The sequence below is a fragment of the Acinetobacter sp. AOR34_HL genome (assembly GCF_027854795.1).
Lineage (GTDB): Bacteria > Pseudomonadota > Gammaproteobacteria > Pseudomonadales > Moraxellaceae > Acinetobacter > Acinetobacter junii.
This window is the reverse complement of sequence record NZ_JAKTID010000009.1, coordinates 39690-55328: the sequence shown is the minus strand read 5'-3', so window position 1 is coordinate 55328 and position 15639 is coordinate 39690. Positions and strand designations below refer to the sequence as shown.

General features: G+C 39.8%; 12 protein-coding genes. 6 read left to right on the top strand and 6 right to left on the bottom strand.

What is annotated here, in order from left to right:
• Positions 1-33 precede the first annotated feature (33 nt).
• The 5 genes from accC to MKL32_RS01325 form a co-directional block, all read right to left on the bottom strand.
• Complete coding sequence (accC, locus tag MKL32_RS01345; RefSeq protein WP_004915529.1) at positions 34-1398, bottom strand: acetyl-CoA carboxylase biotin carboxylase subunit; 1365 nt, start codon at positions 1396-1398, stop codon at positions 34-36.
• A 16-nt stretch (positions 1399-1414) separates the two neighbouring features.
• Complete coding sequence (gene accB / locus MKL32_RS01340) at positions 1415-1837, bottom strand: acetyl-CoA carboxylase biotin carboxyl carrier protein (protein ID WP_004915532.1); 423 nt, start codon at positions 1835-1837, stop codon at positions 1415-1417.
• Between the two features lie 26 nt (positions 1838-1863).
• Complete coding sequence (aroQ, locus tag MKL32_RS01335) at positions 1864-2313, bottom strand: type II 3-dehydroquinate dehydratase (protein ID WP_004954622.1); 450 nt, start codon at positions 2311-2313, stop codon at positions 1864-1866.
• A 702-nt stretch (positions 2314-3015) separates the two neighbouring features.
• Positions 3016-4029 (bottom strand): ABC transporter substrate-binding protein, encoded by a 1014-nt coding sequence (locus MKL32_RS01330; RefSeq protein WP_126131971.1) that lies wholly within the window; start codon positions 4027-4029, stop codon positions 3016-3018.
• Positions 4030-4620, bottom strand: coding sequence for an ANTAR domain-containing response regulator (locus MKL32_RS01325; RefSeq protein ID WP_004915545.1), 591 nt, complete (start codon positions 4618-4620; stop codon positions 4030-4032). It abuts the gene before it with no gap.
• 49 nt (positions 4621-4669) lie between these two features.
• Between MKL32_RS01325 and MKL32_RS01320 the strand changes: the two genes are divergently transcribed.
• The 6 genes from MKL32_RS01320 (at position 4670) to MKL32_RS01295 (ending at position 14200) form a co-directional block, all read left to right on the top strand.
• Positions 4670-4798, top strand: coding sequence for a hypothetical protein (locus MKL32_RS01320; RefSeq protein WP_017397303.1), 129 nt, complete (start codon positions 4670-4672; stop codon positions 4796-4798).
• A gap of 350 nt (positions 4799-5148) precedes the next feature.
• A complete protein-coding gene (locus MKL32_RS01315) occupies positions 5149-6501 on the top strand; it encodes an MFS transporter (RefSeq protein ID WP_004915549.1) in 1353 nt (450 codons plus the stop codon).
• A gap of 28 nt (positions 6502-6529) precedes the next feature.
• A complete protein-coding gene (nirB, locus tag MKL32_RS01310; protein ID WP_004954617.1) occupies positions 6530-9076 on the top strand; it encodes a nitrite reductase large subunit NirB in 2547 nt (848 codons plus the stop codon).
• A gap of 11 nt (positions 9077-9087) precedes the next feature.
• Positions 9088-10707 (top strand): nitrite reductase small subunit NirD, encoded by a 1620-nt coding sequence (gene nirD, locus MKL32_RS01305; protein ID WP_004761324.1) that lies wholly within the window; start codon positions 9088-9090, stop codon positions 10705-10707.
• Between the two features lie 86 nt (positions 10708-10793).
• Entirely contained in the window at positions 10794-13574 is a 2781-nt protein-coding gene (locus tag MKL32_RS01300) for a nitrate reductase (RefSeq protein ID WP_270900088.1), read from the top strand.
• Positions 13571-14200 (top strand): NTP transferase domain-containing protein, encoded by a 630-nt coding sequence (locus tag MKL32_RS01295; protein ID WP_005080929.1) that lies wholly within the window; start codon positions 13571-13573, stop codon positions 14198-14200. Before MKL32_RS01300 ends, MKL32_RS01295 begins: the two co-directional genes overlap by 4 nt.
• A gap of 42 nt (positions 14201-14242) precedes the next feature.
• Here the strand turns inward: MKL32_RS01295 and dsdA are convergent, their stop codons facing one another.
• The gene (gene dsdA, locus MKL32_RS01290; RefSeq protein ID WP_262578169.1) at positions 14243-15574 is read right to left on the bottom strand and encodes a D-serine ammonia-lyase; all 1332 of its coding nucleotides are present in this window, start codon (positions 15572-15574) and stop codon (positions 14243-14245) included.
• Positions 15575-15639 lie beyond the last annotated feature (65 nt).

Here is a 15639-nt window from a genome sequence, read left to right as displayed (position 1 = left end):
AAAAGCCTCTTAATTTCTTAAGAGGCTTTTTTATTATGCTTTCTCAGCTTGCGGTTCAAGCTGCTTTAACAAATGTTTTTCTAAATAGTGAATATCCATTGCTTGTTCACAAAAGTTTTTATCTTTTAAGATTAAATCTTTGTGTAATGGAATATTGGTTTTGATGCCTGTCAAAATCATTTCATCAAGTGCTTGACGCATACGAGCTAAAGATGTTTCACGGTCTTTGCCATATGAAATTAGTTTTGCAATCATCGAGTCATAGTATGGTGGAATGCTATAACCCTGATAAATATGAGAGTCTAAGCGAATTCCTGCGCCGCCTGGTGCATAAAAACTTTCAATTTTACCAGGTGATGGTAGGAATGTAGTTGGATCCTCTGCATTGATACGGCATTCGATCGCATGACCTTTCACTTCAACTTCATGCTGTTCAATATCTAGGCCAAGCCCTGCAGCAATTCGAAGTTGTTGTTCAATGATATCAATTCCAGTCACCATTTCAGTAACAGGATGTTCCACTTGAACGCGTGTATTCATCTCGATAAAGAAGAACTCACCATCTTCAAACAAGAACTCAAATGTCCCAGCACCACGATATTGCATTAACTTACAAGCATTTACACAAGCTTCAAGAATATCTGCACGCGCTTGTTCAGGTAAGTTTGGAGCAGGTGCTTCTTCTAGAACCTTCTGATGGCGACGTTGCAATGAACAGTCACGATCATATAGATGAATCGCATGACCATTACCATCACCTAGTACTTGTACTTCAACATGACGAGGCTTTTGCAGGAAACGTTCCATATAAACTGTATCGTCGCCAAACCACATCTCAGCATCACGTTGAGCGGCTTGAACAGACTCAAGTAATGTGTCGACACGTTCAACAATACGCATACCACGACCACCACCGCCAGCTGCCGCTTTCACGATCAATGGGAAACCGATCTCGCGTGCTTCAGCCAATGCATTGTGAATGGTAACAGCGTGATCACAGCCAGGAACAGTAGGTACGCCAGCTTTTTTCATTGCAATAATCGCGGAGACTTTATTCCCCATCAAACGAATATGCTCAGGTCGAGGACCAATGAAAATGAAGCCTGAGTTTTCAACAATTTCTGCGAATTCAGCATTTTCTGACAAGAAGCCATAACCAGGGTGAATCGCATCAGCACCTGTAATTTCTGCGGCAGTAATAATTGCAGGAATATTCAGATAGCTTTCGCTACTTGTACCTGGTCCAATACATACCGCTTCATCGACAAAGCGTAAATGCATTAAATCTTTATCTGCGTCTGAATAGATACCGACAGTTTTAATACCAAGTGTTTTACAAGCCCGAGTTATTCGTAAGGCGATTTCACCACGGTTTGCAATTAATACTTTCTGCAACATAGAAATCCCCAACTTATTAAGCGCGGTAGCGGAAAAGCGGTTGGCCGAATTGGATGACTTCACCATTTTTTACAAGAATTTCTTCAATCACACCGCTTTTGGTTGCTTCGATCGGGTTCATGATTTTCATTGCTTCTATGATTCCGAGTGTTTCACCAGCAGAAACGGTTTGACCGACATTAACAAATGGTGCTTCACCAGGGCTTGCAGCGGCATAGAACACACCAACCATTGGTGATGTTTCAACAGCACCACGAGGAGTTTTTGCTGCTGGAGCCGCTGGAGCTGCCGTTGTAGGCGCAGCCGCCACAGGTGCAGCAGCATACACTGGAGTAGGGCGAGTCAATGAAATAGATTGATCTCCTTCCTTAACTTCAATGGCTTGTAAGTCAGATTCAATCATCAAATCGATGAGTTTCTTGATTTTACGGATATCCATGAGTGCATGTTCCTACAATGTCTAAATTAGTTAGAAGATTGAATTTTTTCAATAGCGTAATCGAGTGCGAAGGAATAACCCTTAGCACCTAGGCCACAAATTACGCCAATGGCTTTATCGGATAGAAAAGAGTGATGTCTGAATGCTTCACGAGCGTGAACATTGGACAAATGAACTTCAACAAAAGGGATTGCAACACCCAGTAACGCATCTCGCAAAGCGACAGAAGTGTGGGTGAGTGCAGCTGGGTTAATGATGATAAACTTTACACCTTCAGTTTGTGCTTGATGAATACGATCAACAATTGCACCTTCCCAGTTGCTTTGGAATGTTTCTAATGTAAGAGATGAATCTTTGGCTTGAGCAATTAATTGTTGGTTAATATCGTCTAGCGTGAGATAACCATATACTTCTGGTTCTCGCTTACCTAGCAAGTTCAAATTCGGTCCGTGAATCACCAAAATGGTTGAGCTCATTTAGCCTGCTCCAATTTTAAAATTGCAAATTTAATTTGCAAGATGTCTGCAAAGTTTGCTTATTATGGCACAAAATTCTGCAATTTTTTTATAATTTCTTTTACTGAGTGAAGAAAGTTGCATGCCAAGCATGGTGCATATAATGAAAACTTTGCAAGGAAATCGCAATGTTAAAATATGACAAAAAATAGGTTTATTTATTTTTAAAACATTTTAAACCGAACTCACCCGAATCGTTCATGAGATTTGTGTAACTGATGAGTCAATCACTTAAAAGTCTTATTTTGATCATAACTTAAGTGAGTGAAAGTGTTGGTTTTTTAAACATGATTGAGGCGAGAGTTAAACATGTCTTAAGATTAAAGCATTGTTTTAAAGGGAGTTGTATTGTGCTTTTGTCTACTGCAATCGAGTATGAGAAAAATGCTTTTTGATATTAGAAAATTATGAAAGCTTATAAAATGTTCACTTTGAAAATAGTATTTCTCTTAAACAATTATGCAGATTCGTATAAATTGTAAGTTGGCAAAAATGATGAATTTTCACATTTGTTATGGCAGTTAATGACATGAAAATGTCCGAAAAAGATATCTATTGCTTCGATAATATACTTCGTACTTAAGAGACAACTTTCGATTGGCGTAGTATCTCTTATGGGTCTTTCAAAGCTGTCTTTCGATTGAAGACAGCTTTTTTTTGTCCTTAATTTACTGATGCTGTTTTATAAATCTGAGGCAGTAGACAATTTTGAGCGAGCTCAGTAGATATTTCGGATGATGATTCTAAGGCATTCCATTGCTGCATTTGCTCAAACAACCATTCAAAGTCAGTCACTTTGGGTTGTGCATCATTTTCAATCAGATGGCGAACTATATTTTGTATAGCATGGTATTTTTCTACATGCACTTCTTCAGAACATTCAAACTGAATAATATCGAATTCGACTAAAAGGTCCCAAATTGGCGCAAAGTCTTTAATCGATTTAAGCTCTTGCTGTGCTTTGATTAAAGCTCGAGTGAGTGAGATTAATGTATATGGATGCTGTTCTGCCCAATCATGTGTCACAGCAAGCACTTTATCTGCGACATTTGGGATAATTTGCTGACTTGAACATACAATTTGTCCTAATCCTGCTAGTTCAGCTTGAGTATTCCAAGGCTCACCCACACAGAAACCATCGACTAAATGAGTGCTTAGTGCTTCTACCATATACGATGGTGGTAAGGTTTTTACTTGAATGTTTTTTGCAAGTTCCCTATCTGCCAAAGCAAGCCATTCTTTTAAACAATAATGATGGATAGAATGTTGAAACACATGCGCGAGTGAAACAGGATGATTTTGTTTAAGATAATCTACTAACTTTTGAGCAGATTGTTCCGCAGTATCGTCTTTTTGAATCTGTAATTGATAACACAGTTTCTGACTCAGGCTAATAAAAGCACGACTCTCGCTTAAGACCAATGGTGTTTGTAAGGGAATACCAATCTGATCATTGCCAATTGCAGCAGCAGGTAACATAGCAGATAAGCAATGTGCAGCATCGAGTAAACCAAATGCCAGTCGATCGCGTAAACTTGCCCAAGAAGCCTCTTTGATCAGGCGAACATTTAATCCTTCTTCATCAAAAAAACCGCGTTGTTTAGCCCAAAGTAGTGCTACGCAATCAAGTAAAGGAATATAACCAAGTTGCAATTCTGTTTTTTCTAAACTGCTCATTTATTCATCCTTTAGTTGATTATTTAAAAGCTCTTGTGCATCGAGTAGACGACGTGCCATTTCACCGATGGTCATACGATGACTCATCGCATTTTTTCTTAATAATTGGAATGCTGTATCTTCAGTGAGACCGTGAAGTTGCATCAGTAAAACTTTCGCTTTTTCAATATCTTTTCGATCTGCGAGTTTTGTTTTTGCATCTTTTAGATCACATTCAAGTTTTTTATGCTTTTTATATTGCTCAATCGAAATATCCAGAATGGTATGTAAACGACTTGGATCGATACCATCAACAATATAGGCAGTGATGCCTGCATCAATTGCTTGTTTGATGGTGTCTTTGTCAGTGTTTTTAGTAAAGAGTACGGTGGGTAGGTCAAAGTTACTTACACAGCTTTCAATAACGTCACGATGTGGATGATCCATATCGAGCAAAATGACATCTGCTTGAAGATGTTCCAATTTGAAAATATTCAGGTGATCAAGAGTAAAGCAAGCAACAACATCAAAATCATGTTCAATTAAACAAGTTTTGATGTATTCAGCTCGGGCTTGATCATCATCAATAAGTGCGATTCTGAGTTTCGGCATAAGTATAAAGATCAAACGATAAGTGTGTGTGCATTTAAGACGATGCACGATGAATGTTGTTTTAAAAGCAAAATTGGTGCCATTGGAGTTATTTTTATTCGGTGCAATCGCTCCTTTAGCATCTACATTATGCGCTTTATTGTATCGTTCATTGATTTCAGAACCAAAGAAAATTTAGAACTATGTTTTAAAACCATAAAATGTATTGTTTTGGTGCGTAAAAAGAGTTCTTTTGAAGCAGAAAGAATTGTGCTTTAAAACAGGTCATTCTCATAAAGCCCTATTTTGTATAGGGGTAAAATGTAGTGCTTAAGCTATTTTTATTCATAAAAATCATTAAAAAACAATTATTAATATAATATTTTGCTTTGATTTATTAAAGTTGGCATAGCATTTGCTAAATATTTATTGAGTCAAAGACGACTTTCCAAAAAATTGTAAGACGGCCAACGATGTCCGATCTGATCTGTTTGTTCACACAGAGTGCTGTGTCAACAAAGCAATATACGTTCAGTATGGGAGATGGCAATGTCTTTAGATTTATCGGCAAAAAAAGCCACATCAATAAAGTTATTTAACTTTTCTGCACCAGCGATGCGGGCATTCCACATGAGTTGGCTTGCTTTCTTCGTTTGTTTCTTTGCTTGGTTTGCATGTGCACCTTTAATGCCAGTCATTGCAGGTGAATTTCATCTGACTAAAGATCAAATCGCAAATATCAATATCGCAGCAGTCGCAATAACCATCTTAGTCCGTTTGATCGTTGGTCCTTTATGTGACAAGTACGGACCACGTAAAACATATACCGCTTTGTTGATTATCGGCAGTATCCCCGTTTTTGGTGTCGCTTCTGCAAATAGTTATGAATCATTTCTGTTCTTTCGCTTATTAATTGGTGCAATTGGTGCGAGTTTTGTGATTACGCAATACCACACTAGCATCATGTTTGCTCCAAATGTCGTGGGAACTGCAAACGCAGCCTCAGCTGGTTGGGGTAATGCTGGTGGTGGGGCAACACAAGCACTCATGCCGTTATTACTATCTGCATTGGTGATGTTTGGTGTTGAGCAAGCATTTGGTTGGAGACTCGCACTAATCGTTCCAGGTGTCATGATGGTGATCGTAGGTTTCCTTTACTGGAAGTTTACTCAAGATTGTCCTCAAGGTGATTTCAAAGAGTTACGTGCTCAAGGTGTGGTTGTTGGTAGCGATAAAAAAGGTGGTCTAGCAATCTTAATGCATGCTGCTCGTAACTATCGCGTATGGATTCTCTTCTTCTCATATGCAGCTTGTTTCGGTATCGAAATCTTTATCCATAACATCATTGCGATGTACTACGTCGAACACTTTAGTTTCGGATTAAAAGAGGCTGGTTTAGCAGCAGGTATCTTTGGTTTGCTCGCATTATTTGCCCGTGCATTGGGTGGGATTCTTTCAGACAAAGTTGCACTCAAAAAAGGCTTGGATGGTCGTACTAAAGTACTGTTTGGATTGATTCTTGGCGAAGGGCTTTTCTTAATGTTGTTCTCGCAAATGAATGGACCTGTACTCGCTATTCTCGTAATGACGGTATTTGCATTATTCACACACATGGCATGTGGTGCGACTTATGCGCTTGTTCCATTTATTGATCGTGAAGCGCTAGGTGGTGTTGCAGGCATCATCGGTGCAGGTGGAAACGTTGGTGCAGTGGCGGCAGGTTTCTTACTGAAAGGTATGTTGGATATTCAAACTTGTTTAATGGTTCTAGGTGGCTTAGTGGTCATTGCTGCGAGTTCGGTCATGCTTATCCGATTTTCGGTAGAGCATAAAGAAAAAGAACAACGTTTATTTGAACAAGCAATTTTAGAACGTGGCTCAGAACAAAACAGCGCAGCTTAATCTCAGATTAGATTTTAGGAGAAACACAATGAAATTAGTGATGATTGGTCACGGTATGGTGGGTCATAAATTCATCGAAGCCATCTTAGAGAAAGCTGATGATGAATTAGAGATAACAATTCTTGCTGAAGAACCACGTATTGCATATGACCGCGTACATTTGACTGAATATTTTTCAGGTAAAACAGCGAAAGATTTATCACTTGCTCGTTTCGATTTTGCCGATGCTCATGGTATCGATTTAAGACTAAATACCAAAGCCATTGCAATTGATACAAAAGAACAAACTGTGACTACTAGTATGGGTGATGTCATCAGTTACGACAAACTTGTACTGGCAACTGGTTCATATGCTTTCGTTCCGCCAATTGCAGGTAATGATCGTGAAAATTGCTTTGTATATCGTACCATTGAAGATTTAGATGCGATCCGTGCTGCAAGCCTAAATGCGACATCAGGTGTGGTGATCGGTGGTGGTCTACTCGGTTTGGAAGCGGCTAAAGCTTTACGTGATTTAAATCTTGAAACACATGTAGTTGAGTTTGCACCACGTTTGATGGCGGTTCAAATTGATGATTTAGGCGGTAAAGTATTACGCCGTAAAATCGAAAACTTAGGTGTAAAAGTTCACACGCAAAAAGCGACACAATGTATCGAAGCTGGCAATAATGCTAAGCATGTAATGAAATTTGCTGATGGTAGTGAGCTTGAAACGGATGTAATTTTGTTCTCTGCGGGGATTCGTCCACGTGATGAGTTAGCACGTTCAAGTGGTTTAGCGCTTGGTGAGCGTGGTGGTATCAAGATCAATGATTACTGCCAAACCTCTGATGAAAATATTTACGCAATTGGTGAATGTGCGCTTTGGGACAATAAAATCTATGGTCTCGTTGCGCCGGGCTATGACATGGCGCGTATTGCAGCCAAGCATATCTTAGCTGAAGAAACACATTGTTTCGCTGGTGCTGATATGAGCACTAAGTTGAAATTGATGGGTGTAGATGTGGCATCGGTTGGTGATGCTCATGGCATGACACCGAATTCGCTTAGCTATTTCTATGCTGATGAAGATGCTTTGGTTTATAAGAAAATCGTCGTAGATGCAGATAAAACCAAATTACTGGGCGCAGTATTGGTTGGTGATGCTAAAGAATATAACGATCTTTTACAAATGATGTTGAATGGTATCGCATTGCCAGAAACACCTGAAAGCTTAATCATGCCAGGATTTGCTGATTCTGGTGCGAAAGCGGGTGGTAGTGGTGTTGATTTACTTCCAGACAGCGCAACGATTTGTTCATGTAACAACGTATCGAAAGCAGATATCTGCCAAGCCATTTGCGATGGTTCCACCTCTTTAGGTGCTTTAAAGAAATGTACTAAAGCAGCAACAGCATGTGGTGGTTGTGCGCCATTAGTTACTCAAGTTTTAAAATCTGAGTTACAACGTCAAGGTGTAACGGTTAATAACCATGTATGCGAACACTTCCCATACTCACGTCAAGAGATCTATCACTTGGTGCGTGTCAATGAAATCAAAACATTTGATGATTTGATTCAACAACATGGTCATGGTTTAGGTTGTGATATCTGTAAACCAATGACAGCAAACATTTTGGCATCGTGCTGGAATGACTTTGTATTGGAGCCAACGCACGCAGGTCTACAAGACAGTAATGACTACTACTTAGGAAATATCCAAAAGGATGGTTCATACTCAGTTGTACCGCGTATGGCAGGTGGTGAAGTTACTCCAGATGGTTTGATTGCTGTAGGTCAAATTGCTAAAAAATATAACCTGTATACCAAAATTACAGGTGGTCAGCGTGTTGACTTATTTGGTGCTCAACTGCACGAGCTACCATTTATTTGGGAAGAGTTGAATGCAGCAGGCTTCGAGTCAGGTCATGCTTACGGTAAATCATTACGTACAGTGAAATCATGCGTAGGTAGCACGTGGTGCCGTTATGGCGTAGATGATTCTGTTGGTTTAGCGATTGAATTAGAAAACCGCTACAAAGGCTTACGCTCACCGCACAAACTAAAAATGGCTGTGTCGGGTTGTACGCGTGAGTGTGCTGAAGCACAAGGTAAAGATGTTGGTGTAATTGCGACAGAAAAAGGTTGGAACCTATATGTGTGTGGTAATGGTGGAATGAAACCACGCCATGCAGAGCTTTTAGCTTCTGATCTAGATACTGAAACTTTGATTCGCTATATCGATCGCTTCTTTATGTTCTATATCCAAACAGCTGATCGTTTACAACGTACGAGTGTATGGCGTGACAACATGGAAGGTGGTTTAGATTATCTCAAAGCTGTGATAGTCGATGATTCGCTTGGTCTTGCAGAAGAACTTGAAAATCGCATGGCACATGTAATTGGAACTTATCAAGACGAATGGCGTACTGCGGTAGAGAATCCTGAGATTCGTAAACGCTTCCAAACTTACATTAATGCAAGCGCTGAAGAGCAAGCTGATCCATATATTCAATTTACTGAAGTGCGTGATCAGATCCGTCCATTAAATGAAGCTGAACGTTCAGTTGATCGTATCCCGATGGTAGAAGCATAAGGAGAATCAAAATGACAAATCTAAAAGACATGAATATGCTTCCAGAAAATCAATGGATTGATGTGTGTCATCTTGATGACATCACGCCAAATACAGGTGTAGGTGCACTTATTGCGGGTCAATCCGTTGCTTTATTCCGCGTAGGGAACGAAAAACGTATTTACGCATTAAGTAATAAAGATCCGTTTAGCCAAGCAAATGTAATGGCGCGCGGTATTATTGGTGATTTGCAAGGTGAGCGTGTTATTGCATCACCGATTTACAAACAACACTTCAGTTTAGCAACAGGTCGATGCCTAGAAGATAAAGATCAAAAGCTTTCTGTTTTTCCAACCAAAATCGAAAATGGTCGAGTTTGGGTAGGTACTGTTCCGCAAAAAACTTATATTACCAATAATGGTGTTTCTCAAGAAAAACTGAAGCTCGTTTTGATCGGTAATGGTTTGGCTGGAATGCGCTGTCTAGAGGATTTACTCGACATGGCACCTGATCGTTATGATGTGACGGTGATTGGTGAAGAGCCTTGGGGGAACTATAACCGTATCATGCTTTCACCAGTGCTTTCTGGTGAGAAAACTATTGATGACATTATGTTGCATCCACATGCATGGTACAGCGATAAGGGCATCAAATTTATTGCTGACGATCCTGCTATAAAAATCGATCGTACTCGTAAAGTAGTGCATACACAAAAAGGCGAAAGTGTCGATTACGATCGTTTGATTATTGCAACAGGTTCATCTCCATTTATCCCACCTGTACAAGGCGTAGATCTGAAAGGTGTGATCAGCTTCCGTGATATTTATGATGTCAATACCATGATTAAATATTGCGAAACGAAGAAAAATGCTGTGGTGATTGGTGGTGGTTTGCTTGGCTTAGAAGCAGCTTACGGTCTCAAGCAACGTGGCATGAATGTCACTGTTCTTCATTTGATGGATCGCATTATGGAGCGTCAGCTGGATGGTCGTGCGAGTCGTATGTTGCGTCAAAGTATTGAAGAAAAAGGGATTAATATTATCACTGAGGCAAATACTGAAGCATTGATTGGTAAAGATGGTCATGTTAACCAAGTACGTCTGAAAGATGGCACAGTGTTGGATGCCGACCTTGTCGTATTTGCTGTAGGTATTCGTCCGAATATTGCTTTGGCTCAAAGTGCTGGTTTACGTTGCAATCGTGGTATTTTGGTTAATGATACGATGCAAACATTTGACCCAAGTATTTATGCAGTGGGTGAATGTATTGAGCATCGTAATCAGACCTTTGGTCTCGTCGAACCATTGTGGGGACAAGCATTTATCTGTGCAACACACTTGGCAGAACACGGTAGTTTAACTTTCAAATCACCAACCGTTCCGACTCAGCTTAAAGTTAGTGGTGTTGATGTATTCTCGGCTGGAAATTTTGAACCGAAAGAAGATTACGAAGACATTATCCTGAATGATGAAAAACGACAAATTTACAAGCGTATCATTATTCAGAAAGATAAAGTCATCGGTGCGGTACTGTTCGGTGATACTGAAGATGGCATGTGGTATGCGGAATTGATTGCAGATCAAACACCAATTTCAACATTTAGAAATAAATTGTTATTTGGTAAGGATTTTGCAATGAAGAAAGCAGGTTAATCATCTTTGGGGTTTAGGTTCCTCGGTGCCTAAACCCAAACAGAACGTGAAATTCAGGCATAGATGAAAAAGGTGAAGGGGCAGTCATGAACAGTATTCAAAATTTAGAACACAGTCGCTCCGATCAAGCAGAAACAATCATTACAAAAACAACGTGTCCCTATTGTGGGGTTGGATGTGGTGTTGATGTAACGGTAAATCATAAAGCACAAGGAACAACGGTTCAGGTTGCTGGTGATTTTGAACATCCATCTAATTTTGGACGCCTTTGTATTAAAGGCAGTAATTTGGCGGATACTCTAGGATTAGAGACTCGCGTTTTGCATCCGATGTTTGGTCGTAAGAACCATCGTAAGGTAACGACATGGGATGCAGCCATAGAAAAAATCGCAGATCAATTCCAAACTTGTATCGATCAACACGGTCGTGACAGTGTGGCATTTTATGTATCAGGGCAGCTATTGACTGAGGATTATTACGTCGTCAATAAGTTTGTGAAAGGCTATCTAGGTACAGCCAATATCGACACAAATTCACGTCTGTGCATGTCTTCAGCAGTTGCAGCGCATAAGCGTGCTTTTGGTGAGGATATCGTGCCAGCAAGTTACGAAGACTTTGAATTTACCGATATGGTGGTGTTGGTGGGTTCAAATACTGCATGGTGTCATCCTGTACTTTACCAACGCATCATGCAGGCTAAAAATAAAAATCCAGATTTATTCGTTGTTGTGGTTGATCCCCGTTTTACCAGTACATGTGAACAAGCAGATTTGCACCTTCCAATTTTACCTGGACAAGATGTCGCTTTGTTCAATGGTTTATTACAGTATTTATATAAGAATAACTTTATTGATCAACATTTTGTCGATACACATACAGAAGGTTTAGACACTTTACTAGAATCTAGTCAGACTGAAGCTGATTTTGACTCAGTCGTGAAACGTACGGGAATTTCAGCAGAAAAGCTAAAATTCTTCTTCGAAAAATTTGCAACAACTGAAAAAGTTGTGAGCTTATTTTCAATGGGTGTGAATCAATCTTCTCAAGGGGTGAATAAAGCCAACAGCATTATCAATTGCCATCTTTTGACAGGGAAAATTGGTAAGTTAGGTGCTGCACCATTCTCAATGACAGGTCAACCGAATGCCATGGGTGGCCGTGAGGTGGGTGGTTTAGCCAATATGTTGGCAGCACATATGGACATCGATAATCCATCACACCAAACACTTGTACAAAACTTTTGGAACAGTCCTGTGATTGCCAATCAAGCGGGACTGAAAGCAGTTGACTTATTCCAAGCTGTAGAGTCTGGGAAAATTAAAGCCATATGGATTATGGCAACCAATCCTGTGGTGAGTTTACCTGATGCGGATCAAGTAAAACGCGCATTGAACAAATGTGAGTTTGTCGTGGTTTCAGATATTTGTGCTGATACAGATACCACAGCTTATGCGGATGTGTTGCTTCCTGCGTTAGGTTGGGGTGAAAAAGATGGAACGGTGACCAACTCAGAGCGCCGTATTTCACGTCAAAGAGCTTTTTTACCTGCTCCAAAGCAAGCAAAAGCAGACTGGTGGGCCGTTGCTGAAGTTGCGAAAAAATTAGGTTTTTCTGGTTTTGATTTTAACAATGCATGTGACATCTTTAATGAGCACGCAGCCTTATCTGCGTATCACAATGCAAGTTTGGATCAACGTGATCAAGTTGAAAACTTTCGTTATTTCAACCTAAAAGGACTAATGAATTTGTCTTTGGATGAATATGATCATTTACGTCCGATCCAATGGCCCGTTTGGGAAAAAGGTCAAAGTACTGCGGTTGAGCATTTATTTGATCAAGGCTTGTTTAGCCATAAAAGCAAAAAAGCAAAACTGATCCCGACAGTGGCAATTGATCCTGTGCATGCAATTTCTGAAGATTATCCATTGGTGTTGAATACAGGACGTATTCGTGATCAATGGCACACTATGACGCGAACAGGTTTATCAGCAAATCTGACCACTCACCGAGCTGAACCTTTCTGTGAAATTCACCCGAATGATGCTTTAAAATTTGGTATTCGTGATAAAGCATTGGTTGAAGTGAAGTCGCAATGGGGCAGTTGTGTTCTGCGTGTCACTTTGGCTCAAGGTGTTCGCCGTGGTCAAATTTTTGCACCGATTCATTGGACTGAGCAAGTTGCCTCTGATGCTCGTGTCGGAAAAGTAGTTAATCCAGTTGTAGATGCAATATCAGGCGAACCTGAGTTTAAACATACACCTGTTGCAATTCAGCCATTCCATACGACATGGCAAGGTGTTTTGTATGTCCGAGATGGGTTTGAACAACAAATCAAAACCTCATTACAAACATGTGCATGGTGGGCAAAAGTTAAAATAGCCAAAGCAGTTCGTTTTGAAATTGCAGATCGTCATAATTTTGATCAAACGCAGAAGAATTTAAAAAGTTTCTTGCCTTTTGTAGATGAAACTTATGAATGGTTGAGTATTGAAGATGTTTCAGCGCAAATGAGTCATAGCATCATTCTGAAAGATGGGATTTTGATTGCCAGTCTTTATATTGCACCATCGGATATGTTGCCTGACCGTGATTGGGTTGCGAGTTTATTCAAACGTGAGCGTTTAAGTGCATTACATCGTAAAGCACTGCTTGCTGGTATGCCGATGTCAGCCGCAAATAATGATGGACCATTGGTTTGTAGCTGCTTTAAAGTAGGTAAAAATAAGATCATTGAAGCAATTAAAACGCAGAATATTACTCATGAAAAACAAGTGACAGCTTGTCTAAAAGCGGGTGGTAATTGTGGTTCTTGTTTACCTGAGATCAGAGGTTTGATTAAAACCTGCCAGTTGGAGGCGGAAGCATGAATACAGATTTTCCCGCTACAGATCTCGTGATCTTGGCGGGAGGACAGGCAAGACGAATGAATGGGATGAACAAACTATTGCAACAGTTTGATGATCAGATTCAATTGTCAAAAATTTGTCAACGCTTTAAATCGGAAGTTCAGCAGATATGGGTCAATAGTCATCGTGATAGCTCGATCTATAAAAGTATAGAGCCGACTGTTGAATGTTTTTCTGATGATCAAAACGGCTTTTTAGGGCCGTTGATGGGAATGAAAAGTGCATGGTCGCGTGTACAAGCAGAATATGCGTTATTTATTCCTTGTGATGTGACTTATATCCCAAATCAAGTGCTTGCAAAGCTGCATAGAGCTTTAGAGAAAAATCCGCAAGCATCCGTGGCGTATGTAAATATCAATGGCGATGCCTTGTATCCATTTTGCTTGTTAAAAAGAGCGAGTTTATCGATATTAGAACACCAGCTCGCTGCAAATAAATTAAGTTTAAGAGAAACTTTTAGGCAACTACACGCTCAACACGTTGTCTTTCAAAAGCAAAGCCTGTTTTGTCATAGCATCAATTCATTGGATGAGCTTCAACAATACAAGCAGATGAAAGCTTTTAAACAGATGTTTGTTTCAAACTGATCGGTTAAAAAAGCTTTCTTATTTAGATGTTGATATGGATGTTTAGATTTTGGATTTTTGCAAATAAATTTCCATTTCTTCGGTGGGAACCATACCACCACCAGTTGCCCAAACAATGTGATTAGCATTATTCATTTGTTGTGCAGTCAGTTGATGCATAGCAGCATATTCTTGGTGCTGACTGATTAAGATTGGACCTAACATTCCAGCTAAGGCAGATGGTTCCAGTTTTAAATCCTCTGATTGATTGAGTAGCCCCAATAATTTATACATGCTTTGATCATCCAGTGTGTAGAAAGCATCGAGTAGTCTCTGCATCGCTCGACCCACAAATCCTGATGCACGTCCTACAGCTAAACCATCTGCTGCGGTAAAGTTATCAATGCCTAGGTCTTGTACTGAGATTTGATCATGTAAGCCTGTTGCTACACCTAGCAACATGCATGGTGAATGAGTTGGCTCTGCAAAAATGCAATGTACGTGATCACCCAAAGCCATTTTTAGTCCAAATGCAACGCCACCAGGGCCACCACCAACCCCACAAGGTAAATAAACAAATAAAGGATGGTCTTGACCAACCGTAATATTTTGAGATTCTAATTGTGCTTTTAAGCGTTCACCTGCAACGGCATATCCTAAAAATAAAGTTTTTGAATTTTCGTCATCAATAAAAAAGCAATTTGGATTTTTTAATGCTGCTTTACGACCTTCTTCAACTGCAACACCATAATCCTGTGCGTATTCAATAACGGTAACACCATGTGATCTTAATTTATCTTTTTTCCATTGGCGTGCATCTGCCGACATATGCACAGTGACATCAAAGCCAAGTTTTGCACTCATGATACCAATCGAAAGTCCTAAATTTCCTGTAGAGCCAACGGAAATACTGTATTGACTAAAAAAATCTCTAAATTCTGCACTATCTAATTTTGAATAATCATCTTCAACTGTTAATAAGCCTGCTTGAATGGCAAGTTTTTCAGCCTGATAGAGCACCTCGTAAATACCGCCACGTGCTTTGATCGATCCTGAGATTGGCAAATGACTGTCCTTTTTTAGCCATAATTTTCCAGTGATATCTTGTTTGAAATGAGCTTCAAGTGTTTGCTGCATCTTTGGAATAGAAACCAGTTCAGACTCAATAATTCCTTTGCTTATCTTAGTCTCAGGAAATATGGACATCAGATAAGGAGCGAAGCGAGCTAAACGATCACGGGCATCATCAATATCATTTTGATAAAGACCAACAAAAGGTAGCCCCATTTCAAGGGTCGTAAAATTTGGATTCAACCAAATGGTTTCTTTAAGCTGAATGAGATCATCAACAACAGGGTGTTGTGCAACAAGGGCTTCAATTTGTTTCGAGTTCATTGGATTATTCATAAGATCTTTCTATTATGGTGAGGAATCGTTAAAGAAATTCCATTCTTTTTAGA

Excerpts from the sequence above, each read along its gene's own strand:
- accC (WP_004915529.1), bottom strand. The coding sequence starts at position 1,398 with ATGTTGCAGAAAGTATTAATTGCAAACCGTGGTGAAATCGCCTTACGA.
- accB (WP_004915532.1), bottom strand. The coding sequence starts at position 1,837 with ATGGATATCCGTAAAATCAAGAAACTCATCGATTTGATGATTGAATCT.
- aroQ (WP_004954622.1), bottom strand. The coding sequence starts at position 2,313 with ATGAGCTCAACCATTTTGGTGATTCACGGACCGAATTTGAACTTGCTA.
- MKL32_RS01330 (WP_126131971.1), bottom strand. The coding sequence starts at position 4,029 with ATGAGCAGTTTAGAAAAAACAGAATTGCAACTTGGTTATATTCCTTTA.
- MKL32_RS01325 (WP_004915545.1), bottom strand. The coding sequence starts at position 4,620 with ATGCCGAAACTCAGAATCGCACTTATTGATGATGATCAAGCCCGAGCT.
- MKL32_RS01320 (WP_017397303.1), top strand. The coding sequence starts at position 4,670 with ATGAATGTTGTTTTAAAAGCAAAATTGGTGCCATTGGAGTTATTTTTA.
- MKL32_RS01315 (WP_004915549.1), top strand. The coding sequence starts at position 5,149 with ATGTCTTTAGATTTATCGGCAAAAAAAGCCACATCAATAAAGTTATTT.
- nirB (WP_004954617.1), top strand. The coding sequence starts at position 6,530 with ATGAAATTAGTGATGATTGGTCACGGTATGGTGGGTCATAAATTCATC.
- nirD (WP_004761324.1), top strand. The coding sequence starts at position 9,088 with ATGACAAATCTAAAAGACATGAATATGCTTCCAGAAAATCAATGGATT.
- MKL32_RS01300 (WP_270900088.1), top strand. The coding sequence starts at position 10,794 with ATGAACAGTATTCAAAATTTAGAACACAGTCGCTCCGATCAAGCAGAA.
- MKL32_RS01295 (WP_005080929.1), top strand. The coding sequence starts at position 13,571 with ATGAATACAGATTTTCCCGCTACAGATCTCGTGATCTTGGCGGGAGGA.
- dsdA (WP_262578169.1), bottom strand. The coding sequence starts at position 15,574 with ATGAACTCGAAACAAATTGAAGCCCTTGTTGCACAACACCCTGTTGTT.